General features: G+C 72.9%; 20 protein-coding genes. 11 read left to right on the top strand and 9 right to left on the bottom strand.

The annotated features are described in order from the left end of the window. Nucleotides 1-1035 (bottom strand): cbb3-type cytochrome c oxidase subunit I (locus Ani05nite_RS26560; protein WP_203772650.1); only part of this gene is annotated, 1035 nt, incomplete at its 3' end. Nucleotides 1036-1175: 140 nt separating this feature from the next. Between Ani05nite_RS26560 and Ani05nite_RS26555 the strand changes: the two genes are divergently transcribed. After that, the gene (locus tag Ani05nite_RS26555; protein ID WP_203772648.1) at nt 1176-1436 is read left to right on the top strand and encodes a DUF3040 domain-containing protein; all 261 of its coding nucleotides are present in this window, start codon (nt 1176-1178) and stop codon (nt 1434-1436) included. Between the two features lie 4 nt (nt 1437-1440). On the opposite strand, the gene Ani05nite_RS26550 is transcribed toward Ani05nite_RS26555, so the two are convergent. The 3 genes from Ani05nite_RS26550 to Ani05nite_RS26540 form a co-directional block, all read right to left on the bottom strand. After that, complete coding sequence (locus tag Ani05nite_RS26550; RefSeq protein ID WP_203772646.1) at nt 1441-2259, bottom strand: SigB/SigF/SigG family RNA polymerase sigma factor; 819 nt, start codon at nt 2257-2259, stop codon at nt 1441-1443. A 302-nt stretch (nt 2260-2561) separates the two neighbouring features. Further along, nucleotides 2562-4046 (bottom strand): MFS transporter, encoded by a 1485-nt coding sequence (locus tag Ani05nite_RS26545; protein WP_203772644.1) that lies wholly within the window; start codon nt 4044-4046, stop codon nt 2562-2564. A gap of 160 nt (nt 4047-4206) precedes the next feature. Continuing rightward, a complete protein-coding gene (locus Ani05nite_RS26540) occupies nt 4207-6579 on the bottom strand; it encodes a putative bifunctional diguanylate cyclase/phosphodiesterase (RefSeq protein ID WP_203772642.1) in 2373 nt (790 codons plus the stop codon). Between the two features lie 243 nt (nt 6580-6822). Between Ani05nite_RS26540 and Ani05nite_RS26535 the strand changes: the two genes are divergently transcribed. The 3 genes from Ani05nite_RS26535 to Ani05nite_RS26525 all read left to right on the top strand — a co-directional run bounded on the left by Ani05nite_RS26535 (nt 6823) and on the right by Ani05nite_RS26525 (nt 9613). Next, nucleotides 6823-7134 carry an STAS domain-containing protein gene (locus Ani05nite_RS26535; protein ID WP_203772640.1) on the top strand — a complete coding sequence of 104 codons (312 nt, stop codon included), beginning with the start codon at nt 6823-6825 and terminating at the stop codon, nt 7132-7134. Between the two features lie 86 nt (nt 7135-7220). Then, nucleotides 7221-7961, top strand: a complete 741-nt coding sequence (locus Ani05nite_RS26530; RefSeq protein ID WP_239130647.1) for a GAF and ANTAR domain-containing protein — start codon at nt 7221-7223, stop codon at nt 7959-7961. A 35-nt stretch (nt 7962-7996) separates the two neighbouring features. After that, on the top strand, nt 7997-9613 hold the full coding sequence (locus Ani05nite_RS26525; RefSeq protein ID WP_239130646.1) for an amidohydrolase: 1617 nt from the start codon (nt 7997-7999) through the stop codon (nt 9611-9613). Nucleotides 9614-9616: 3 nt separating this feature from the next. Here Ani05nite_RS26525 and Ani05nite_RS26520 read toward each other — a convergent pair whose 3' ends face one another. The 3 genes from Ani05nite_RS26520 to Ani05nite_RS26510 form a co-directional block, all read right to left on the bottom strand. Continuing rightward, nucleotides 9617-10402: a hypothetical protein gene (locus Ani05nite_RS26520; RefSeq protein ID WP_239130645.1), complete on the bottom strand. Its 786-nt coding sequence runs from the start codon at nt 10400-10402 to the stop codon at nt 9617-9619. Nucleotides 10403-10667: 265 nt separating this feature from the next. Then, nucleotides 10668-10904, bottom strand: a complete 237-nt coding sequence (locus tag Ani05nite_RS26515) for a ferredoxin (RefSeq protein ID WP_203772639.1) — start codon at nt 10902-10904, stop codon at nt 10668-10670. Continuing rightward, the gene (locus tag Ani05nite_RS26510) at nt 10901-12109 is read right to left on the bottom strand and encodes a cytochrome P450 (RefSeq protein WP_203772637.1); all 1209 of its coding nucleotides are present in this window, start codon (nt 12107-12109) and stop codon (nt 10901-10903) included. The genes Ani05nite_RS26515 and Ani05nite_RS26510 overlap by 4 nt, the downstream gene beginning before the upstream one ends. Nucleotides 12110-12343: 234 nt before the next feature. On the opposite strand from Ani05nite_RS26510, the gene Ani05nite_RS26505 reads away from it, so the two are divergent. Further along, complete coding sequence (locus Ani05nite_RS26505) at nt 12344-13051, top strand: laminin G domain-containing protein (protein WP_203772635.1); 708 nt, start codon at nt 12344-12346, stop codon at nt 13049-13051. 96 nt (nt 13052-13147) lie between these two features. Here Ani05nite_RS26505 and Ani05nite_RS26500 read toward each other — a convergent pair whose 3' ends face one another. Continuing rightward, a complete protein-coding gene (locus Ani05nite_RS26500) occupies nt 13148-14740 on the bottom strand; it encodes a hypothetical protein (RefSeq protein WP_203772633.1) in 1593 nt (530 codons plus the stop codon). Nucleotides 14741-15212: 472 nt separating this feature from the next. Between Ani05nite_RS26500 and Ani05nite_RS26495 the strand changes: the two genes are divergently transcribed. Further along, nucleotides 15213-16235: an SMP-30/gluconolactonase/LRE family protein gene (locus Ani05nite_RS26495; RefSeq protein WP_203772631.1), complete on the top strand. Its 1023-nt coding sequence runs from the start codon at nt 15213-15215 to the stop codon at nt 16233-16235. A 19-nt stretch (nt 16236-16254) separates the two neighbouring features. Here Ani05nite_RS26495 and Ani05nite_RS26490 read toward each other — a convergent pair whose 3' ends face one another. Continuing rightward, a complete protein-coding gene (locus Ani05nite_RS26490) occupies nt 16255-17250 on the bottom strand; it encodes a GGDEF domain-containing protein (RefSeq protein WP_203772629.1) in 996 nt (331 codons plus the stop codon). A gap of 165 nt (nt 17251-17415) precedes the next feature. On the opposite strand from Ani05nite_RS26490, the gene Ani05nite_RS26485 reads away from it, so the two are divergent. The 5 genes from Ani05nite_RS26485 (at nt 17416) to Ani05nite_RS26465 (ending at nt 21529) form a co-directional block, all read left to right on the top strand. Further along, complete coding sequence (locus Ani05nite_RS26485) at nt 17416-17748, top strand: hypothetical protein (protein ID WP_203772627.1); 333 nt, start codon at nt 17416-17418, stop codon at nt 17746-17748. 63 nt (nt 17749-17811) lie between these two features. Next, on the top strand, nt 17812-18063 hold the full coding sequence (locus Ani05nite_RS26480; protein WP_203772625.1) for a DUF3040 domain-containing protein: 252 nt from the start codon (nt 17812-17814) through the stop codon (nt 18061-18063). A gap of 140 nt (nt 18064-18203) precedes the next feature. After that, the gene (locus Ani05nite_RS26475; protein ID WP_203772623.1) at nt 18204-19124 is read left to right on the top strand and encodes a hypothetical protein; all 921 of its coding nucleotides are present in this window, start codon (nt 18204-18206) and stop codon (nt 19122-19124) included. Between the two features lies 1 nt (nt 19125). Continuing rightward, nucleotides 19126-20310, top strand: a complete 1185-nt coding sequence (locus Ani05nite_RS26470; RefSeq protein ID WP_203772621.1) for a serine hydrolase domain-containing protein — start codon at nt 19126-19128, stop codon at nt 20308-20310. 100 nt (nt 20311-20410) lie between these two features. Further along, nucleotides 20411-21529: an alpha/beta fold hydrolase gene (locus Ani05nite_RS26465; protein ID WP_203772619.1), complete on the top strand. Its 1119-nt coding sequence runs from the start codon at nt 20411-20413 to the stop codon at nt 21527-21529. The last annotated feature ends 23 nt before the right edge of the window (nt 21530-21552 follow it).

Genomic DNA, 21552 nt, shown 5'->3' with positions numbered 1-21552 from the left:
GCCCGTCGGGACCGCGATCATGAAACTCAGGAAGCTGAAGAACGGCAGCAGCACCTGCCCGGTGGCGAACATGTGGTGCGCCCACACGCTCATCGACAGCGCCGCGATCAGCAGGGTCGCGCCGACCAGGCCCTTGTAGCCGAACACCGGCTTGCGGCTGAACACCGGGATGACCTCGGTGATGATGCCGAAGAACGGCAGCGCCACGACGTAGACCTCGGGGTGGCCGAAGAACCAGAACAGGTGCTGCCAGAGCAGCGGGCCACCGGTGTCCACGTCGAAGACGTGCGCGCCGAGCACCCGGTCGGCGGCCAGCGCGAACAGCGCGGCGGCCAGGAACGGGAAGATCAGGATCACGAGCAGGCTGGTGACCAGGATGTTCCACGTGAAGATGGGCATCCGGAACATCGTCATGCCGGGCGCGCGCAGCGTGATCACGGTGGTGATCATGTTGACGGCGCCGAGGATGGTGCCGACGCCGGACAGCGCCAGGCCGATCACCCACATGTTGCCGCCGATGCCCGGCGAGTGCAGGGAGGTGCTGAGCGGGGTGTACGCGAACCAGCCGAAGTCGGCCGCGCCCGACGGCGTCAGGAACGCCGCGACGGCGATGGTCCCGCCGAACAGGTAGAGCCAGTACGCGAACGCGTTGAGCCGCGGGAACGACACGTCGGGCGCGCCGATCTGCAGGGGTACCACGAAGTTGGCGAAGGCGAACACGATCGGCGTCGCGAAGAACAGCAGCATGATCGTGCCGTGCATGGTGAACAGCTGGTTGTACTGCTCCGGCGACAGGAACTGCATCCCCGGGCGGGCCAGCTCGGCCCGCATGAGCAGGGCCAGGAAGCCGCCGATCATGAAGAACACGAAGGACGTGATCATGTACATGATCCCGATCTGCTTCGCGTCCGTGGTGCGCAGGACCCGGGCCAGCGCCGAGCCGCGGACCGTGCGCCGGACCGGCCAGGGCCGGGTCACGACCGGACCAGGGGCGACCGGACTAGGGGCGACCGGGCGCGGGGTGACAGCAGTCATGCCTGAATCCTCCACCTGACAGGTGGGCCTCGCCTACCCCGCGCACGCGACTTTTAACCCCCCGATTTTCATCGACGGTTTGACATGCCGGCGACCGGGGTACGCGCGCTGCTCCGCACGGCCCGGGAGGGGTGAGAGAGATGCTCGACGAGCGGGATCGCCGCGCTCTCGCGGCGATCGAGCAGGAACTGTCCCGGCAGGACCCGGTGCTCGCCGCCCGGATGGGCGGGCCGGACCGTCCCGGGCCGACGGTCCTCGCCCTGTGCGCGTCGCTCTACGTCTCGCTGCCGATGGTGACGCTGTTGTTCGGCTGGGTGGCCGCGGTGATCGTCTTCGACGTCTTCGCGGTGCTCCTGGCGCTGGTGCTGGTCCGCCGCCGGCGGCGCCGGGCCCGCCCGTGACGGTTCAGCAGGCGTCGGGACCCAGCCGGGTGCGCAGCTTCAGCAGCGCCGCGGACAGCAGCCGGGACACGTGCATCTGCGACACCCCGATCTGCGCGGCGATCTGCGTCTGGGTCTGGTTGCCGAAGAAGCGCAGCGTCACGATGGTGCGCTCGCGCTCGGTGAGGCAGGCCATCGCCGGCCCGAGGCTCAGGTGCAGCTCGGTGCGCGCGTAGTCGTCGTCCTCGGCGCCGAGGGTGTCGCCCAGCTCCAGGGTGCCGCTCTCGGTGCCGACCGGCGTGGAGAGCGAGGTCGTGCTGTACGCGCGGGCTCCCTCCAGCCCCTCCAGCACCTCCTCCTCACCGACCTCGAGGTAGGCGGCGATGTCGGCGACCGTGGGCGCCCGGCCCAGCCGGTGGGCCAGCACCGTGCCGGCGTCGCTGATCGCCATCCGCATCTCCTGCAGCCGGCGCGGGACCCGGATGGCCCAGGCCCGGTCGCGGAAGTGCCGCTTGATCTCGCCCAGGACGGTGGGGATGGCGAACACCGTGAAGTCGACGCCGACCTCGGCGTCGAACCGGTCGATCGCCTTGATCAGGCCGACCGTCGCGGCCTGGATCAGATCGTCCAGGGGCTCGCCGCGGCCGGCGTAGCGCCGGGCGAGCCGGCGGGTCATCGGCAGCCAGGCCTCGATGGTCCGGTCGCGCAGCCGGGGGCGGGCCGGGTCGTCCTGGGGCATTGCGGCGAGCGCGGCGATGAGCGCGACCCCCGGCTCCGCCGTCGTCGCGGCACCGGAGTCGACGGGAACCGAGGGGCCGATCGGCCGGATGGCGGGTGCGTACATGATGGTTCCTCTTCTCGGACGCTACGTCTGGGTATCCGTTGCCGGACCACCCGCGCTGCTGCCGAGGCGGAGGAACGCGTCTGGGCGTCAAGAAGCGTGAGGTCCGCACCACGACAGGGACATCGCAGGGTGGTGATCTCGGCGCCTTCTTGACCGATGTCGTCGACCGTAGCCGAATAGTTGAGCTATGACTAGCCGAAAGTATGAGTCTCTTCCGGCGTGTCGTATGAGCGAGGTCTCTCCCCCGCCCGGCCCGGTCGCCCCGCGGGGCGACCGGGCCGGGACCGGGCCGGTCGGCCGGGTCAGCCGGTCGCGCGGGGCCGGGTGGTCACCGCGGACAGCGGCGCGGCCACGTCCTCGAGCGACTTGCCCTCGGCGTCGATGCCCAGGAAGATCTCGACGATCCCCCCGACGACCATCACGCCGGCCCCGATCAGGTAACCGATCAGGAGCTTGCCGGTGTCGCCCTCGCCGATCAGGTAGCCGTAGAACACCGGCCCGATCGCGCCGAAGCACTGCGCGATGGCGAAGAAGACCGCGATGGCCTGGGCCCGGATCTCCAGCGGGAAGATCTCGCTGGCGGTCAGGTAGGCCGAACTGGCCCCGGCCGAGGCGAAGAAGAAGATCACGCTCCAGGCGATGGTCTGGGTGATCGCGTTCAGCAGCCCCGCGTCGAACAGGAACGCGGTGATGGCCAGCAGCACCCCGGAGAGCAGGTACGTGCCGGCGATCATCTTGCGCCGCCCGATGACGTCGAAAAGGTGCCCGATGGCCAGCGGCCCGATGAGGTTGCCCAGCGCGAACGCGATGAGATACAGCGGCGCGTCCTCCTTGTCGACGCCGTAGACGTCGGTCAGCACCAGCGTGTACGTGAAGAAGATCGCGTTGTAGAGGAACGACTGCGTGATCATCAACGTGGCGCCCAGGATCGACCGTGACGGGTACTGCTTGAACAGCACCCGCAGCAGCGACAGGTAGCCGTGCGACGCGGCCGGCTGGATCTCGATGGTTTTCGACTCGTCGACCGGGGGGAGCCGCCGGCCGCTGCGCTCGACCTCGTGCTCGATGATCCGGATGTTCTCCTCGGCCTCCGCCTCCCGGCCGTGCATGATCAGCCAGCGCGGGCTCTCCGGCAGGTGCCGGCGCAGGTTCCAGATCAGCGCGCCGAGCACCGGCCCGATCAGGAAGCCGATCCGCCAGCCGATGTTCAGGTCCATGTGGTTGAGCAGCACGAAGGTGCCCAGCGTGCCCAGGATGGCGCCGCCCCAGTAGGTGCCGTTGACGCCGATGTCGACCCGGCCGCGGTACTTGGCCGGCATCATCTCGTCGATGGCGGAGTTGATCGCGGCGTACTCGCCGCCGATGCCGGCGCCCGCGATGAACCTCGTGACATACAGGAAGACCAGCGCCATGGTGCCGTTACCCCAGGTCAGCGCGGTCAGCGCGTTGCCGGCGAGGTAGACGCCGAGGGTGACGACGAACAGGTTCTTGCGGCCGAGCGCGTCGGACAGCCGGCCGAAGAGCAGCGCGCCGAAGACCTCGCCGAGCAGGTAGACGGTGGCGATCGCGCCGACCTGGGTGGTGCTCAGCCCGAGGGTCGCCTCGTCGGCCAGCACCGGGCCGATGGCGCCGGCGATGGTGATCTCGATGCCGTCGAGCACCCACGCGGTGCCGAGCGCCATGATCATGCGGGTGTGGAACGGTGACCAGGTGAGCCGGTCGATGCGAGCCGGGATCAGGCTGCGGATGGTGCCCGTGCCGGGCGCCGAACCGAGGGACTGGGCCATGGATGCCCCTCCATTTCTGCGGACGTGTCCCCCGACTACCCAGCGATCTCCCAGCTAGCCCTCAGCGGGTGCGGATTTTCCGATCCGCCTCGCGCGGTCACGGACGGCAAGAGGTCCGGCGCGGGAACTCGCGCCGGTGGCCACCCGCGGTGGACCCGGGTCAGGCGCCGATCGGCACCGCGCCGGCGGTCCTCGACGCGGCCAGGACCTCGGTCGTCTCGGCGGCGCCGACCGGCCGGCCGAAGTGGAAACCCTGGCCCTTGTCGCAGCCCAGACCGCGCAGCAGGTCGACCTGCGCCGGGGTCTCGACGCCCTCGGCGACCGCGGCCAGCCCCAGGTTGTGGGCCAGGTCGACGATCGTCCGGACGAACGACACCTGGCGGTCGGCCGGGCCGGCGCCGTCGGGCAGGAACGAGCGGTCGATCTTGAGGATGTCGATCGGCAGGTCCCGCAGGTAGGCCAGCGAGGAGTAGCCGGTGCCGAAGTCGTCGACCGCGACCCGGACGCCCTCGCGGCGCAGCGCGCTCAGGTGGGCGATGGTCCGGTCGTCCTGGTTGGCCGCGCCCACCAGCATGCCCTCGGTGATCTCCAGGATCAGCGCCGTCGGGGGCAGGCCGGCGTCGCGCAGCGCCCGGCGGACCGTCATCGCATAGTCCGGCTCCATGAGCTGGCGCGGGGAGACGTTGACGGTCACCGCCGTGCCGTGCTGGCGGTGCCAGCCGGCCGCGTCCCGGCAGGCCTGCCGCAGCACCCACTCGCCGAGGGCGACGATCAGGCCGCTGTCCTCGGCGGCCGGGATGAACCGGTCCGGGCCGATGACCTCGCCCGGCGCCGGGAACCAGCGCACCAGCGCCTCGACCGCGTCGAAGCCGCCGGCGCCGAGCGACACGATCGGCTGGTAGTAGACGCTGAACTGCCCGGCGGTCAGCGCGTCGCGCAGGCGCTCGATCAGCTCGGTGCGCTCCAGCTGCCGCTCGCGCAGCCCGGCGTCGTAGGTGACCGCCCGGTCCCGGCCCGCGGCCTTGGCCTCGTACAGGGCCAGGTCGGCGTCGCTGAGCGCGTCGGTGCCGGCGGCCGGCCCGGCCAGCCGGCGTACCCCGATGCTGATCGTGACGTGCAGCCGGTGGCCGTGGATGTCGGCGGGCAGGCGTACCCCGGCCAGGATGTCCGCGCAGCGCCGGGCCACCGTGGCGGCCTCCGCGTCCGGCAGGAGGACGGCGAACTCGTCGCCGCCGAGCCGGGCGAGCAGCGCGCCGGGCCCCACGGTCTCGCGCAGCCGCTGCGCGACGGCGACCAGCAGCGCGTCGCCGATCGGGTGGCCCAGGCTCTCGTTGATGTGCTTGAAGCCGTCGACGTCCAGCAGCAGCAGGCAGCCCGGGTCGCCGCGGCGCAGGTGCTCGCGCAGCTCCCGGTCCAGGTACAGGCGGTTGGGCAGCCCGGTCAGCGGGTCGTGCAGGGCGAGGTGGCTCATCTCGCCCTGCAGGACGGCCTGGTGATCGACCGCCTCCTGCAGTTCGGCCGCGCGCCGCTGGACGAGGGCGCTGGCCCGGATCAGGCGGGCGACGAGCAGCACCGCGGTCATCGTGGTGGCGCCCAGGGGCACCACCACGTCGAGGACGTCCAGCTCGCCCTCCAGGATGTCCTTGACCAGGTCGAAGCAGGTGGCCGCCGGGCCGATCAGCACGACGGCGAACAACCCGGCGACGGTCCACCGGCCGGCGCCCGCCGGCCGCCGGCCCGGGTCGGCGCCGGGCTCCCGAGCCATCGACGGGTGCAGGGCGGCGGCGCCGAGCAGCAGCAGGAAGGTCAGCCAGCCGAAGGCGCTGAAGGCCGATCCGGCCCACGGACCCCCGTTCATCACCGACACGATGTAGGCGATGTCCGCGGCCAGCACCGCGAGCAGGGCCAGCACGATGAGCTGTTGAGCGCGACTGAGGGCGCGCGTGACCACGCGCAGCCGCATCGCCGTGGTGATGATGAGCAGGTCCAGGACCGGGTAGACCAGCACCCCGGCGGTGGTCGACCAGTCGTCACCGTCGTTCACGAAGGGGTCCAGCATGAACACCCAGACGAGCACGACCGCGGTGCACGCGACGATGCCCGCCTCGGCCATACCGGCCAGGACCGCGCCGCGGCGGTCCGGCGCCGACAGGATCGCCACGGCCGCGGCGACCAGCAGGTACATCGAGAAGTAGACGGCATCGGTCCAGGAGATGCCCGAGTTCAGCACGGCCGTCGGTGGCGCCATAACCCATCGGAGGTGGGCGGCGGCGCCACACCCCATGCCGGCAGCCAGCACCCACCAGCCCAGCGGGTGAGCGGGCCGGTACGTCCGGACCCCGGCGATCACGGCGCCGATGACGCTCAGGCTCAGGGTGGCGTAGCCGACCTCCCGGCCGGTCGCCCCGGCCCGGCCGGCGAGCACGGTCACGATGCCGCCCGCCAGCAGGAACCACCCCCACGCCGGGAGCGTGCGGGTGCGGCTGGGCGCCGGCCGGCGATGGCCTCCGGAGGTACCCCGCGCAGCTGCCATGTCACCCCGTCTCACGTTGGCGGCCGGTCCCGAGAAGTCATCTTCCATCGGCCGGGGTGCAGCCGGGTTGCGATCGCCGGTATACCGCGGGTGCCGAATGCCAGGTCCGACCGTTCGGGAGCGGCCCGGACAGCCGCGGGACGGCCCCGCGGCGGTTGCGGCCGAGCCGCGGTACGACCCCGGACGGTGATCCGCGACAATGGGTGACGGATGAGCGGCGGGGCAAGCGGAAGGCGGAGTGAGATGGCATTCGAATGCACCGTGGAACGCCAGGGTGACACCGTGGTGGTCACCCCCGAGGGCGACGTCGACCTGGAGACGGCGACGTACCTCCGCGAGGTCCTGCGCCGGGTGGTGGCCGACAAGCAGGGCGGCCGGATCGACGTCGACATGCACGCCGTGACGTTCCTGGACTCCTCCGGCATCGGCATGCTGGTCGCCGCCCGCCGGGCCGCCGAGCTCAAGGACATCACGCTGCGCCTGCGCGAGCCCGGGCCGATGGTCCGGATGGTGCTCGAGGTGGCGAACCTGGACGGCCTGCTCATCGGCGCCTGACCGGGAGACGGCGGGCGTTCGGGCGTGTAGCCCGGCCGACGCCGGGTAACCCCGCGGTCCGTGCGCAAGGGTGAGGAGACGCAGTGGTGACCCGATCGCAGCCTCCGGCACAGGCTGGGCCGCCGGACCAGGACGGCCTGGCGGACGCGCTGATCCTGCTGGCCGGTACGGCCGACGACGACTCCACCATCGGCGCGCGGCTGGGGCGGATCACCCAGCTCTGCGCCGACCTGCTCGACCCGGTCGCCTTCGCCTCGGTGACCCGGCAGTTCGAGGGCCGTTACAGCACGGTGGCGGTCAGCAGCGCGCTGGCCCTGGCCGTGGACGAGGCACAGTACGCCGACAACGCCGGGCCCTGCCTGGACGCGCTGGACGGCGGCTCACCCACCGTCGTGCCGCACATCGACGCGACGATGAGCTGGCCCGGGTTCCGCGACGCCGCGTACCGGCTGGGGCTGCACTCGTCGCTGTCCATCCCGCTGTTCGCCGGCCGCGGCCTGCCGGTCGCCGCGCTCAACCTCTACGGTCACGACCCCGCGGCGATGGCCCCGCTGAGCGCCGCGGTCCTGGACGCCTACGAGGAGTCGCCCGAGCGCCTCCCGGCCGGCCCCCGCGGCGATCTCGGCGCCGGGGCGCAGGCGCTGGTCGACGGCATCGTCGGCGCCTTCGCCGTCCGGGCCACCATCCAGCGGGCGATCGGCATGATCATCGCCGAGCGGCGGACGAACCCGGACCTGGCGTACGCGCTGCTGCGGTCGCGGGCCGCCGAGACGACCGGTTCGCTGATCGGGGTGGCCACCAGCCTGGTCACCGAGGAGACGCCCTGAGCGCCCGCCCACCCGCCGCCCCCGACCTGGTGTTCGTGGGCGGGCCGGTGTTCACCGCCGAACCGGGGCAGGACCGGGCCACCGCCCTGGCGGTGCGCGACGGCCGGATCCTCGCGGTCGGCGGCGCGGAGGTGGCCGAGCTCGCGGGGCCGGGCACCGAGGTGGTCGACCTGCGCGGGCGGCTGCTGCTGCCCGGCTTCCAGGACGCCCACGTGCACGCCGTGATGGGCGGTGTGGAGCTGGGCCAGTGCGACCTGACCGGCACCACCGAGCCGGCCGAGTACCTGCGCCGGATCGACGCCTACGCGCGGGCCCACCCGGAGGCCGCCTGGATCGTGGGCGGCGGCTGGTCGATGGAGAGCTTCCCCGGCGGGGTGCCCGGCCGGGCCGCGCTGGACGCCGTGGTCGGCGACCGGCCGGTCTACCTGACCAACCGCGACCACCACGGCGCCTGGGTCAACAGCGCCGCCCTGGCTCTGGCCGGCATCACCGCCGCCACCCCGGACCCGCCGGACGGCCGGATCGACCGCGAGCCCGGCGGCGCGCCCGGCGGCGGTCTCCAGGAGGGTGCGATGGCGCTGGTCGAGGCGCTGCTGCCGGCGATCAGCCCGGGGGAACGGCTGGCCGGGCTGCTGCGCGCGCAGGACCTGCTGCACACGCTGGGCGTGACCGCCTGGCAGGACGCGATGATCTGCGCGAGCAACGGTTACCCGGACATCTCCGACGCCTACCTCACGGCGTCCGCCGACGGCTCGCTCGTCTCCTCGGTCGTCGGCGCGCTGTGGTGGGACCGCGAGCGCGACGCCGGGCAGATCCCCGAGCTGGTGGCCAACCGCGAGGCGCTCAGCGCGGGCCGGCTGCGCTGCGGCTCGGTGAAGTTCATGCTGGACGGGGTGGCCGAGAACTTCACCGCGGCGATGACCGCCCCGTACCGCGACGGCCACGGCTGCGCGACCGCCAACAGCGGCCTGTCGTTCATCGATCCGGCCGCCCTGCGCGACTACGTCACCGCGGTGGACGCCCTCGGCTTCCAGTCGCACTTCCACGCGCTCGGCGACCGGGCGGTCCGCGACGCGCTGGACGCCGTCGCCGCGGCCCGGGCGGCCAACGGCCCGCGCGACACCCGGCCGCACCTGGCCCACCTGCAGGTCGTGCACCTCGACGACGTGCCGCGTTTCGCCCGGCTGGGCGCGACGGCCACCATCCAGGCGCTGTGGGCCGCGCACGAGCCCCAGATGGACGAGCTGACCCTGCCGTTCCTCGACCCGGACCTGGCCGGGCGGCAGTACCCGTTCGGCGACCTGCGGCGCGCCGGGGCGACCCTCGCGGCCGGCAGCGACTGGCCGGTGAGCAGCCCGGATCCGCTGCAGGGCATCCACGTCGCGGTCAACCGGGCGCTGCCCGGCGGCGGGGCCGAGCCGTTCCTGCCGGCGCAGCGGCTCACGCTGGCCGCCGCGCTGACGGCGTACACCGCGGGGTCGGCCTTCGTGAACCACCGCGACGACACCGGCACTCTGCGGGCCGGGCAGCAGGCCGACCTGGTCGTGCTGGACCGGGATCCGTTCGCCGCCGAGCCGGCCGCGATCGCCGGGACGCGGGTGGCGCTGACCTACATCCGGGGCGAACGGGTCCACGCCGCCCCGGACGCGTGAGCGCTACCGCTCGCCGGGCGTCTGGCCGTCCTCGTCGTCCGCCTCGTCCCCGGCCGCCTCGCGCGGGCCCTCGACGCCGTCCTCCAGCGGCCGGCGCTGCGCCGGGACCACGGCCTCGGGCTCGGGGTCGGCGGAGCCGTGCCGGCCGGCCGACTCGTCCGGGGCGGGCAGCTCGCCGACGACCTGCGGCTGGTCCACCCAGAGGGCGCGCAGCTGGCCCTGCATGAAGCTCATCAGCCGGCCGCGGTACTCGCGGTCGAACTGCTCCAGCGCCTCGATCTGCTCCTGCAGGGCCTCCCGCTTGACGCCGAGGCTGCCCACCACGTCGTCGTAGCGCTGCTGGGCCTGCAGGCTGAGCTGCTCGGCGTTGGCCTTGGCCTCGGCGGCGACGGCGTCGGCCCGCGCCTGCGCGTCGAGCACGATCTTCTCGGCGTTGCGCCGCGCCTCCTCGGCGGCGGCCCGGGCCTCCTGGCCGATCTGCTCGGCGCCGGCGCGCGCGTCGTAGAGGACCTTGTCGGCCTCGCGGCGCACGTTGTGCGCGTGGATCTGGGCGTCGCGGGCGATGTTCTCCGCCGCGGCCAGGGCGTCCGTACGGATCTTGTCGGCCTGCTGGTGGGCGGTGGCGACGTGCTCCTCGGCCGTGCGCTGGGCCATGGTCAGCACCTGGAGGGCCTGGTTGGGCAGACCGGGCACCGGAGTCGGCGAGACGAGCGCGTGCTCGGAGGTGGCGCCGTCGGGCGAGGTTCCGAGCATCACCTTCACGCGATCCTTCATCCGGTTGTCAGTCACAGGAGACCTCCGTACGTGCGGCTTCGCCGCGGCGGCTGCCGGCCGGCGGAGCCCTCGCCGGCGAGCGGGGGCGAACCCGGCCGACGCGGCTGCCGGCCGGCGTACCGGCCGGGCGCCGGTCATGATCCGCGGCATGTTACCAAGCCGCGGCGGCCGCCCGCGAGGAGCCGAACAGCGTGACAGCTCGGCCCGTTCGGGCCGCCCCGGATGGAGAAACTCCTGGTAGAGGGCGTGGGGCGGCTCGGCCTCCATCGTGGAACGGCGGCTACTGCTCCGGGGCGACCACGTGCCCGTCGGCGGCGTCCCGCACGATGATCGCCTCGACCGGGCAGGACTCGGCGGCGTCGATCGCGGCCTGATCGGGCGCGATGGGGGTGCGCAGCGGCACCGAGATCCCGTCGTCGAGGGCGAACAGGGCGGGGGCGATGCCGGCGCACATGCCCGAGCCGATGCAGGTGTCCGGGTCCACCGCCAGGCGCCAGGCGGCCTCGGGCGCGCTCACCAGGTCACCGGCAGGCTGCGCAGACCCCGCACCAGCAGGCCCGACTTCCACGGCAGCTCCTTGTCGTCGACGGCCAGGGCCAGACCGGGCAGGCGCCGCAGCAGGGTGCCCAGGGCCACCTGCAGCTCCATCCGGGCCAGCTGCGCGCCCAAGCAGTGGTGCACGCCGTGGCCGAACCCGATGTGCGGGCCGGCGCCGCGGGTGAGGTCCAGCCGGTCCGGCTCCTCGAAGACCGCGGCGTCGCGGTTGGCCGACGACAACGCGGCGATCACCGGTTCGCCCGCGCGGATCCGTACGCCGCTGAGCTCGAGGTCCTCGGTCGCGTACCGGGCGAACGCGGAGGCCGCGCCCAGCGGCACGTAGCGCATCAGCTCCTCGACGGCGTCCGGCACCAGCTCGGGCCGCGCGCGCAGGACGGCCAGCTGCTCGGGGTGGGTGAGCAGCACGTACATGAAGTTGGAGATCTGGGTGACGGTCGTCTCGTGGCCGGCGGCGAGCAGGCCGGCCGCCAGCTCCACCATCTCCTGCTCGGTGAGCCGGTCGTTGTCCTCGTCGCGGGCCTGCACCATGGCGCCGATGAGGTCGTCGGTCGGCGTCTCGCGCCGCTGGGCGATCAGCCCCGCCATGTACGCGTGCAGGCTCCCGAGGTACCCGACGATGGTCTCCTGCGACAGCGACGTGGTGGAGATGATCGCCTCGGACCAGGTACGGAACAGGTGCTGGTCGGTCGGTGGCACGCCCAGCAGCATGCAGATCACCCGGACCGGCAGCGGCGTGGAGAACGCCTCCACGAGGTCGGCCGGCGGCCCCGCCGCCGCCATGGCGTCGACCAGCTCGTCGGCGATCGCCGTCGTGGCCGGGCGCAGCTGCTCGACCCGGCGCGCGGTGAACGCCTTGGCGACCAGCCGGCGCAGGCGGCTGTGGTCGGGCGGGTCCATCGACAGGATGCCGCCGCCGATCTGCTGGGGCGAGGTGCGGGGCTCGTCGCGCCCGACGCTCAGCGCGCGGCTGAACCGCGGGTCGCCCAGCACGACCTTGACGTCCTGGTAGCGGGTGGCCAGCCAGGCCTCCTCGCCGTACGGCAGCCGGACCCGGGTCACCGGTTCCTCCCGGCGCAGCTCGGCGTAGAGCGGATCGAGGTTGAGCCGGTCCGGTTCGCTGAACGGATATCGCCGGGCCGCACCGAGCTGCCGGGTGTCTGTCATCGCACGCTCCCGCCATCGTGGACGCATCGATTTGCACGTTGAGCAATTCGCCAGACACGGATGGTAGTGCGCGATTCCCCCGGGACAACACCCCGTTCATTCAAGTTCATCGAAGGATTTCCGACAGTTCGCGCCCGGCCGCGGGCCACGACCGAGCGATTAGCGGGCTAATGCGTCTTTAGGGCGTTAATTCCGTTTAGCATGCTGGGGATGATCGGAAAGCGTGAGAATGCTATGAGAAGTCGCCGCTGGTTGACCGTCGTGCTGGCGGTCGGAATTGTCCTGCTGGCCCCGGCGGCGGCCGCTGACGCCTCCGCCCGGCGGCCGGCCGCGCTCTGGGAGATGAACGAGCGGCCCGGCGCGCGGACCATGGTGGACAGCAGCGGGCGCGGCCTGCACGGCCGGATCGGCTCGGACGTGCACACCGGCACCCGCGTCCGGGGCGCCACCGGGTTCCGCTTCGACCGCGTCGAGCCCGACTCGCCGCCGCCGCGCCCGGGACAGCTGGCGACCGTGCGGGACGCGGGCGCCCTCGACCCCGGCACCCGCCCCTTCGCGGTGACCGTCCGGCTGCGCACCACCCACAAGTTCGGCAACATCATCCAGAAGGGTCAGGCAGCCGCCGCCGGCGGGAACTACAAGCTGCAGATCCCCGGCGGCATCGTGGAGTGCGTGTTCCGCGGCTCGGCCGACTCGCTGCTGGTCTCCTCGCCCCGGCGCCTCAACGACGGCCGCTGGCACACCGTGCGCTGCGCCCGCACCGGCTCCGGGCTGACGCTGACCGTGGACGGATCGACCGTGGCCCGCCGGTCCGGCTGGACCGGACGGATCGCCAACTCCTGGCCGGTCAGCATCGGCGGCAAGACCGACTGCGACCAGATCGACGTGGGTTGCGACTACTACGCCGGCGACCTGGACTACGTGCGGATCGACGCCGGCTGACCGCGCCGCCGCGCGGTTGGGGCGGCCCGCCGGGCGGACGGGAGCACCGGGAGACCTGATGCCTCCCGGTGATCCGGCCGTACGCGCGTACCGGGCTCAGGCGGCGAACCGCGTCCGGCGCCGGCGGGCCAGCAGCAGGCCGGCCGCCCCGGCCAGCAGCAGCGCCGCGCCGCCCGCGCCCAGCCGGGCCGTGTCGGCGCCGGTCACCGGCAGGCCGCCGCCCTCGCCGCCGCTGAGCGCGACGGTGATCTGCGCCGAGTCGTTGGCGCCGTTGCGGTCGATGGGGTCGCCGTCGCGGTACATCTCCTCGTTGATCCGGACCCGGCCGGCCGCGGCGGAGGCGTGCTCGCGCACCCGGAAGGTGAAGTCGAACAGCTGCCCGGCCTTCGCCTTCGTCCGGCCCTCGTCCAGCAGGCACACGTAGTCGGCGGCGCCGGCGAGGTCCTCGTCGAAGTCCTCGGGATCCTCGACCTCGAGCATGGCGGGGAAGCAGCGGTCGTCCACCGCCACGGCCTCCAGCCCGGCCGGGACGGTGACGTGCGTGCCGGGGTCGGTGTTGTCGAAGGTCCAGTGGTAGAGCGTGCCCGGCCCGTCGTTGCGGAAGCCGACCCGCGCCTGGACCTTCTCGCCGGCCCGGCCCGCGACGGTCGCGCCCACGGCGACCAGGTCCGGCCGCCGGCCGCCGACGACGATCTCGCTGACCAGCAGGTTGTTCCCGGGCTCGGTGTCGACCTGGCCGGCCGCCGCCCGGGCCACCGGCTTCCGCGGCGGCGCGACCGCCAGGCGCACGGCCGGCCCGGTGCCCTGGGGGCCGAGGATCTCGTCGCCGGCGCCGGGCGCCGCGTCGAGCAGCTCACGGAAGTCCGAGGTGGTGTACCAGCCGCCGACCGCGCCCGCCGTGCTGCCGGCAGCGGCGTCGGCCGGGATCTTCAGGCGCATCGGCGTGGACAGCTGGTAGCTCGCGCCGGGCGCCAGCTCGTCGGCGAAGGTGCAGACGATGAGCGCGCCGTACGTGCAGTTGCGGAACCCCGGGCCGGTCAGCAGGCTCGGGTGCCAGCCGATCATGACGAGCGAGACGCCCTTGACCGGGTTCTCCCCGGCGTTGGTCACGCGCAGGTCGGTGTCGACGCCGGCGCCGGGCGACACGGTGACCGGCTCGGCGACGGTCCCGGCCAGGTCGACCCCCTCGCCGACGGTGACCGTCGACTGCCCGGTGGCTGCCGGGCCGGCGCCGAGCCGCGCGGTGAACGCCAGCTTGCCGGTCGCGCCCGTCGCGGCCCCGGGCCTGGCCCGCGCCGAGAGGGCGAGCAGCGGCACCAGGTTGGGGCCGGGCTCGAGCTCCAGGTCACCGGAGATCCGGCAGGTCCGCACCGTGCCGGCGACGTCGCAGGACTGCTGGGCCGCGCCCTCGAAGTCGGCGAAGAGCTCCACGGTGGCGACGTCCGCGGTGCCGGCGGTGTCGACGGTCACCGTCAGCGGGCCGAACTGCGCCGGCTCGTCGCCCGGCACGTCGATCCAGGCCAGCAGCGCGTTGACCTTCTCGGCCCGGCCGGCCACCGACACGTCGGGGAAGTGCAGGCGGACCGCGGGGTCCGCGGCCAGCGCGGGCGTGCCCGGTACGGCGACCGCGGCGGCCGCCAGCAGGACGGCCCCCGTCGAGGTCAGCAGGCGGTGCAGGACGCGGCGCATGGTGGTGGTTCCTCCCCGTGAACGAGCTGAGCCGCGTGAGCATAAGCGCCGATGATCATCGGCGGACCCCGCCGTTCGGTCAGGTAGGGCTCCGCCGTCGCCCGGCACGGCGACGGGGCGCGGCGCTGGGTGGTCGCCACGCCCCGTCCTCAGGGCCGTTCCGCCGGGCCGGCGGCAGCGTCATGCCGCGCGGCCCGTCACGGACGGCCGGGTCCAGCGATCGACCGCCGTCGTTAGCCCATTCTTGGGTGGCCCTTCGGCCCCCGTCAACCACCGAATTCCGGAAGTTTGCCGTGATGTTTCGGTTGCCGTCACCCGCGCATTCGTTGGTGGCGACGGCATTCGATCAGGCCACGGACGCCGTCACGGTTGATCAGCGCCGCGCCGGAGCGCCCCTGCCGCCGGAAGTTGCGCTCACCTTCCGGGAGGCCTGCCCCTGGCCCGGCGGCCCGGCGCACGACACCATGGCCCGATGACCGTTCCCCGCCCGCCCGCGCCCTGGCTGCTGCGCCCGGTGAAGCTGCCGGCGACCACGCCGCCGCCCCTCACCGGCGCCTGGTCCCCGGCCGACACCCGGCTCGACGACGCCGAACTGCTCACCGTCCCCACCGGGCACGGCCCGGAGGACGTCGCGGTCGACGCGCACGGCCGGGTCCACTCCGGCACGCACGAGGGCCAGATCTGGCGCTGGCCGGCCGACGCCCGCGCCGGCGCCGTCCCCGACCTGCTCGCCGAGACCGGCGGCCGGCCCCTGGGCATCGAGGTCGACCCGCGCGACGACAGCCTCGTCGTGTGCGACGCGTACCGGGGGCTGCTGCGGGTGACCGGCGACGGCACCGTCACCGACCTCGCGCACCGGGCCGGCGGGCGGCGCATCCTGCTCTGCAACAACGCGGCCGTGGCCCGCGACGGGGTCGTCTACTTCACCGACAGCTCCAGCCGCTTCCCGGTCTCGCACTGGCGCCGGGACCTGCTGGAGCACCGGCCCAACGGGCGGCTGCTGGCCTACGACCCGGCCTCGGGGCGCACCGACGTGGTGGCCGAGGGCTTCCACTTCCCCAACGGCGTGGCGCTCACGCCGCAGGAGGACGCGCTGCTGCTGTGCGAGACGGTCGAGCACCGCCTGGTCCGGGTGTCCCTGCCGGACGGTGCGGTGCGGGTGCTCGCCGACCTGCCCGCGTACCCGGACAACATGGCCCCGGTGGGCGACGGCACGTACTGGATCGCCCTGGCCAGCCCGCGGGTCGCGCTGGCCGAGAGACTGCTGCCGCACCCGCAGCTGCGGCGGATCGCCGCGGTGCTGCCGACGCGCCTGCAACCGCAGCCGGCGCCGTACTCGATGGCCGCCCTGGTCGACGGGGAGGGCGCCGTGCTGCGCGTGCTGCACGGCCCGGCGGGCCGGTACGTGATGGCGACCGGCGTCCGCCAGCACGGCGACACGCTGTGGCTGGGCAGCCTGACGGAGCGGGCGGTGGCGCGGGTGTCGCTCTCCTAGGCTGTCGGCAACGACTCCATCAGTTGGTCAGGATGCCGCGGGCCGCGCGGCGGCGGGTCTTGTCCGCGTACAGTCGCTCGTCAGCGACCGCGACCAGCGCGGCCAGGTCGGCGCCGTCGTCCGGGGCGGTGGCCGCGCCGCAGGAGGCGCCGATCCGCGCGGCCAGCGCGCTCCGCAGGCGATCGCCGGCGGCGGCCGCGGCGGTCGGATGCCCCGGCAGGACGATGATGAACTCGTCCCCACCGGTCCGCGCGACCAGGGCATCTGGTGGCAAGGTGCGGATCGCGGTCTGCACCGCCCAGCGCAGCAACTGGTCGCCGGCCGCATGGCCCCGGGTGTCGTTGATCAGCTTGAAGTCGTCGAAGTCGAGGCACAGCACCGACACCGGGTCGTTGGTTGTCGCGCGGTCCAGCAGCGGCACCGCCTTCTGCTCCATGCCGCGCCGGTTGAGCGCCCCGGTCAGCGGATCCAGCTGGGCGAGTTCGTGCAGCTGGCGCCGCTGGGCGGCGACCGTGGCCGCCTGCAGGGAGCAGACCGCCACGATGACCAGCATGCCGCCCAGGTTGACGAAGACGTAGCCGGGCCGCGGCGGCGTGCCACCCCACGCCGACGCGGCATAGACGGCGATCAGCATCGCCTCCATCCCCGCCATCACCCGGGGCGGACAGGTCACCGCGAAGAGCAGGCTGGGGGCGAAGAACCCGAGCGCCGCCGGGGAGTCGGCCCCACCATCGAGCAGGGCGCCGACCCCGACGATGAGCGTGGACACCACGCCCACCGCCAGCATGATCAGCCTGCCGCCGCGGGCGGTGGTGAGATCCTGCGCGGCGGCGATGACCACGACGCCGATCAGCGCGCCGACTGCGTACAGCGTCGCCATGGCTCCGCGGTGCGGCCCGCCCCAGGTCATCGCGGCGTACGCCAGCGCGATGCCGTTCGCGGCGACACCCATCGCGCCGCTGAGCACGATGCGCCAGGCTCGTCCGCTGTTCCAGCGCTTCACCAGCAGATCCACACCCTGGTTGATCGGCAGCGCGGCGCGACGGGAGAGTTTTTCGCCGCAGGGAACCTGCCGCCGCCCGTCGAGCACCACGCCACCGCTCAACCTCACCGATGCGCGGCTTAAATGGTTATTTGCCGGTATCCTGGGTTCCCGCACAGGTCGACCCAGGGCGGCGAGATGACCCACGCACAACCCGACATCCCGGTGCCCGAGGAAATGCAATGGGCGCTGAGCGAGGCCGGCAAGGAGGCCGTCGCGGTCGCGCCCGGCTGGTTCCGGGCCTGGCCGTCGGGCGACGAGAAGTGGTCCGTGGTCAACCTCCGCGCCGCCACCCAGGTCATCGTCAACCACAGCCGGGAGGACGACCGCCACCCGAACAGCTGGACGGTGCGCGCGCTGTTCGGCGACAAGGCGGTCGAGCTGCGGGTGGGCCCGTACGACAACAAGGCGCAGGCGATCTGGGTCGCCCACGCGGCGCTGAGCCTCGCCTTTCGCGAAAACGGCGGCTGAACGGGCCGCCGGCGCCCCGCGGGGGTACGGTCGGCTGATCCGGCGGCCCCTGGAGGTGGCGACGTGAGCGAGAACGACGAGTCGCGCGCCTTTGCCCGCATCGTGTCCCAACTGCGCAGCGAGGATCCCCGCTTCGCCGCCGCCGAGCGGGCCCCGAGCCGCCGCCGGGCCCGGACGCTGCTGCTCATCGGCGTCGTGCTGTGCGCCGTGGCGGTGCTGCTGATCGCGTTCGGCGGCCCGAAGGGCGCGGTCATCGCGGTGGCGCCGTGGCTGGCCGGCCTGACCGCGGTGATCCGGAGCCGGGCCGGGAACTGACGCCCAATCTGATTTCTCTGAGTCATCAAGCGAGCACTCAAAGTCATATTGAGCACATTCCCTGAATTTCCGAGGCCTAGACTCCGAGTACTACGCACGTGCGCACTTGAATCGGCGTTCCCGCGGACAACAATCGACCCATGACGTACGGCAAGAAGGATCTCCCCTTCCCCTATTGTCAGGACTTTTCCGGCATCGTGACGCGAGTCAAGGGTGTTCGGGAGTCGACCCGCGCCGCCCTGGTGAACTCCCCCAAGGTCGCCTCCTACCTCAAGGCGGGAGCCAACCTGGTCGAGCAGAACCTCGGCGCGAAGGACTCGGTGGTCCCGGCCGGCGACGGGGGCCGCAAGCCGTACTGGTCGGGGCTGCGCTTCCTCACCGAGCGCGCCCTGTCCCGCGAGATGGAGAACCTCGAGCCGCCGTTCCTGCGCCAGAAGGGCGACGGCCCCTACCGGGCCACCTGGGCCAGCCACGACGACTACCTCAACGACCTGCTGACGTTCCTGTTCCACGCGATGAACTACGACCCGCAGTACGGCGCCGACCTGGAGACCCGCGGCGACTGGCTGATCAGCACCGAGCCCGACTTCGCCGACGCCCTCGACCGCGCCTCCTACCACGAGCTGCAGGCGATCTGCCGGATGCCGCTGTTCCGGCTCCAGCTGATCATGGTGGCCACCGCGGACCGCAACGACGGCATCCACGACGCGATCGCCAACAACTACGCCGGCGCGCTCGGGCCGTGGACCAAGATCTACGAGGCGACCATCGCCGCCCGCGGCTACCAGCTGCGCAAGGGCATCACCATCGAGCAGTTCGCCAACATCCTGGCCGCCATCACCGAGGGCTTCGCCGTGCACCACCTGGGCGACCCCCACGCGGGCATCATCGGCGACGACCACACCCGGGACAACCTGATCGGCATGGCGGTCCTGGCCGTCATGAACAGCTACCTGGAGCCGGCCGGCGAATCCAGCGGGCGCACCCTGCGGGAAGAGTTCGAGCGCCTCGCTCCCCGGCCGCGACCTGCCGAGCACGCCTCCGACGACAGCGGGGACTGACATGACGACGACCGCGACCGGCTCGGCCACGATCCATCCCGCCCGCGAGCCGTCCTTCTGGGACCGGCAGGGCGACCTGATCATGCGCCGGCCGTTCAACGAGTGGACGTTCACCCACATGAACTGGCTCATGCCGACCGAGTACGTCCCCCGGGGCGGGCGACACCTGCCGCTGCCGCTGAGCCCGTGCCCGCTGGACCTGACGTACCGCTTCGACGACCGCGACCTCACGCTGACCGACCTGCACCGGCGCACCTTCACCACCGCGTTCGTCGTGCTGCACCACGGCGAGATCGTGCACGAGACGTACCCCGGGGCCTTCGCCGGCCCGCGCAGCCGGATGCAGCTGTTCTCCATCTCCAAGTCGGTGACCTCGATGCTGATCGGCATCGCACTGGCCGACGGGGCCATCGGCAGCGTCAAGGACCGGGTCACCGACTACCGCGGCGACTTCCGCGGCACCGCCTACGAGGAGTGCACGCTGGCCGACCTGCTCGACATGACCAGCGGCGTCGGCGACGCCGAGGTGTGGGACGTGCCGGACAGCGGCATCAAGCGCTTCGAGCAGGCCGTCATGGGCGGCGGGGACGTCACCCAGGTGGTCCGGTCCGCGCCGCGCCGCTCCGCACCCGGCGAGAGCTTCAACTACTCCACCTTCGACGCCCAGATCCTCGGCTGGGTGCTGGAGGCCGCCACCGGCCGCAGCCTCGCCGGCTACGCCGCCGAGCGGCTGTGGAACCACATCGGCGCCGACCGCGACGCCTACTACTGGCTCACCCGGGCCCGTCCCCGCACCGCCATCGGCGGCGGCTCGTTCAACGCCACCGCCCGCGACGTCGCCCGGCTCGGCCTGCTCATGGCCAACGACGGCGTCGTCGACGGCGAGCAGGTGGTCCCGCGCGACTGGGTGCGCCGCAGCCGCGGCAGCGAGCTGCCCCAGCTCTCGGTGGGCGCGCTCGGCCCGAGCGGCTACGACCACTACGGGTACGCCAACCAGTGGTGGACGCTCGGCGAGAGCTCGTTCCACGCGTTCACCGGCCTGGGCGTGCACGGCCAGTACCTCTTCGTCGACCCCGCCGCCGACGTCGTGATCGTCAAGTGCAGCGCCTGGCCCACCCAGGACGACGAGCGCCGCGACCGCGAGACCATCACCGCGCTGCGCCGCATCGCCGACCACTTCGCCTGATCGTTTTCCCGTTCCATTCTCTGTTCCTTTCTTCCCCTTCCGCCATTGCGCCCGGGCTCCCGCGCGCCCGGATTCACCCGTCCTCGAAAGGCCTCCGTAGATGAACTCTGCCCGTTTCCATGCCCTTGTCGCCGCCTTTCAGGTGGCCCTGCTGAGCACCGCGATCCTGTTCTTCGCGGGCTCACCGGCCAAGGCGGCCGTGGCACCCGGCACGGTCCTGCTCAGCGTCACCGCCACCCTGCCGGCCGAGCTGGGCTCCCTGGGCACCGCGAAACGCATCGCGTACGTGTCCACCTCGGCCACCGGCAGCACCATCACCGCCACCGGGCTGATCATCACGCCGAGAACCAACAAGAAGAACCGGACCGTGGTGTGGGGCCACGGCACCACCGGGCTGGCCGACAAATGCGCGCCGTCGGCCAATCAGGCGGTCTTCTGGCCCGAGGCGCGCGCGGCCATCGCGGCGTTGCTGGCCAAGGGCTGGACCGTGGCCGCCCCCGACTATCCGGGCCTGGGCACCCCCTCGGCCCACCCGTACCTGATCGGCCTGTCCGAGGCCCGCTCCATGATCGACAGTGTCAAGGCAGCGCGGAACCTGGACAGCAAGCTCACCACGGCGTACGCGGTCGACGGCCACTCGCAGGGCGGCCAGGGCGCGCTGTTCGCCGGCCAGCTCGCGCCGAGCTACGACGGCGCCCTGGTGCTCAAGGGCGTGGCCGCCATCGCCCCGGTCTCCAACGCCGACATCTTCGCCCCGCTGATCCCGGGCACGCCGGGCCAGGGCTACCTGGTGATGGCCCTGTACGGCCTCAACGCGGTGGATCCCGCCTTCAACCCCGCCTCGGTGCTGGCCGCGCCGGCCCAGCAGCGGACCACCGTCCTGCAGTCCGGCTGCCTGTACGAGATCCTCGACGCCTACGCCGGGCTCACGGCCGAGGAGCTGCTCGTCGGCGGCGCGCTGCCCGACCCGGTGCTCGCCGAGCTCGCCTCCCACGACAACCCGGCGCAGACCGCGCCCAGCGCGCCCGTGCTGCTCGTGCAGGGCACGGACGACGAGGCGGTGCCCTACTTCCTCACCGCCGACGTGCTGCTCGGGCAGCTGCGGGCGTACCCGACCGCGACCGTGGACTTCGTCGCGGTCAGCGGGGCCAACCACGACGGCGCGGTCTTCGCGACGACCACCCAGGTCGCCGACTGGATCGCGGCCCGGTTCGCCTGACGGCGGGCCGGCCCGTGGCGGCG

This window comes from Actinoplanes nipponensis, from assembly GCF_016862275.1.
In the GTDB taxonomy this organism is placed as follows: domain Bacteria; phylum Actinomycetota; class Actinomycetes; order Mycobacteriales; family Micromonosporaceae; genus Actinoplanes; species Actinoplanes nipponensis.
The sequence above is the reverse complement of the archived record's forward strand: the minus strand, read 5'-3'. Positions and strand labels throughout refer to the sequence as shown.

Bases quoted from the DNA above. Each gene is read 5' to 3' on its own strand.
- Ani05nite_RS26555 (WP_203772648.1), top strand. From the start codon at position 1,176: ATGCTCGACGAGCGGGATCGCCGCGCTCTCGCGGCGATCGAGCAGGAA.
- Ani05nite_RS26550 (WP_203772646.1), bottom strand. From the start codon at position 2,259: ATGTACGCACCCGCCATCCGGCCGATCGGCCCCTCGGTTCCCGTCGAC.
- Ani05nite_RS26545 (WP_203772644.1), bottom strand. From the start codon at position 4,046: ATGGCCCAGTCCCTCGGTTCGGCGCCCGGCACGGGCACCATCCGCAGC.
- Ani05nite_RS26540 (WP_203772642.1), bottom strand. From the start codon at position 6,579: ATGGCAGCTGCGCGGGGTACCTCCGGAGGCCATCGCCGGCCGGCGCCC.
- Ani05nite_RS26535 (WP_203772640.1), top strand. From the start codon at position 6,823: ATGGCATTCGAATGCACCGTGGAACGCCAGGGTGACACCGTGGTGGTC.
- Ani05nite_RS26510 (WP_203772637.1), bottom strand. From the start codon at position 12,109: ATGACAGACACCCGGCAGCTCGGTGCGGCCCGGCGATATCCGTTCAGC.
- Ani05nite_RS26505 (WP_203772635.1), top strand. From the start codon at position 12,344: ATGAGAAGTCGCCGCTGGTTGACCGTCGTGCTGGCGGTCGGAATTGTC.
- Ani05nite_RS26500 (WP_203772633.1), bottom strand. From the start codon at position 14,740: ATGCGCCGCGTCCTGCACCGCCTGCTGACCTCGACGGGGGCCGTCCTG.
- Ani05nite_RS26495 (WP_203772631.1), top strand. From the start codon at position 15,213: ATGACCGTTCCCCGCCCGCCCGCGCCCTGGCTGCTGCGCCCGGTGAAG.
- Ani05nite_RS26485 (WP_203772627.1), top strand. From the start codon at position 17,416: ATGACCCACGCACAACCCGACATCCCGGTGCCCGAGGAAATGCAATGG.
- Ani05nite_RS26475 (WP_203772623.1), top strand. From the start codon at position 18,204: ATGACGTACGGCAAGAAGGATCTCCCCTTCCCCTATTGTCAGGACTTT.
- Ani05nite_RS26470 (WP_203772621.1), top strand. From the start codon at position 19,126: ATGACGACGACCGCGACCGGCTCGGCCACGATCCATCCCGCCCGCGAG.
- Ani05nite_RS26465 (WP_203772619.1), top strand. From the start codon at position 20,411: ATGAACTCTGCCCGTTTCCATGCCCTTGTCGCCGCCTTTCAGGTGGCC.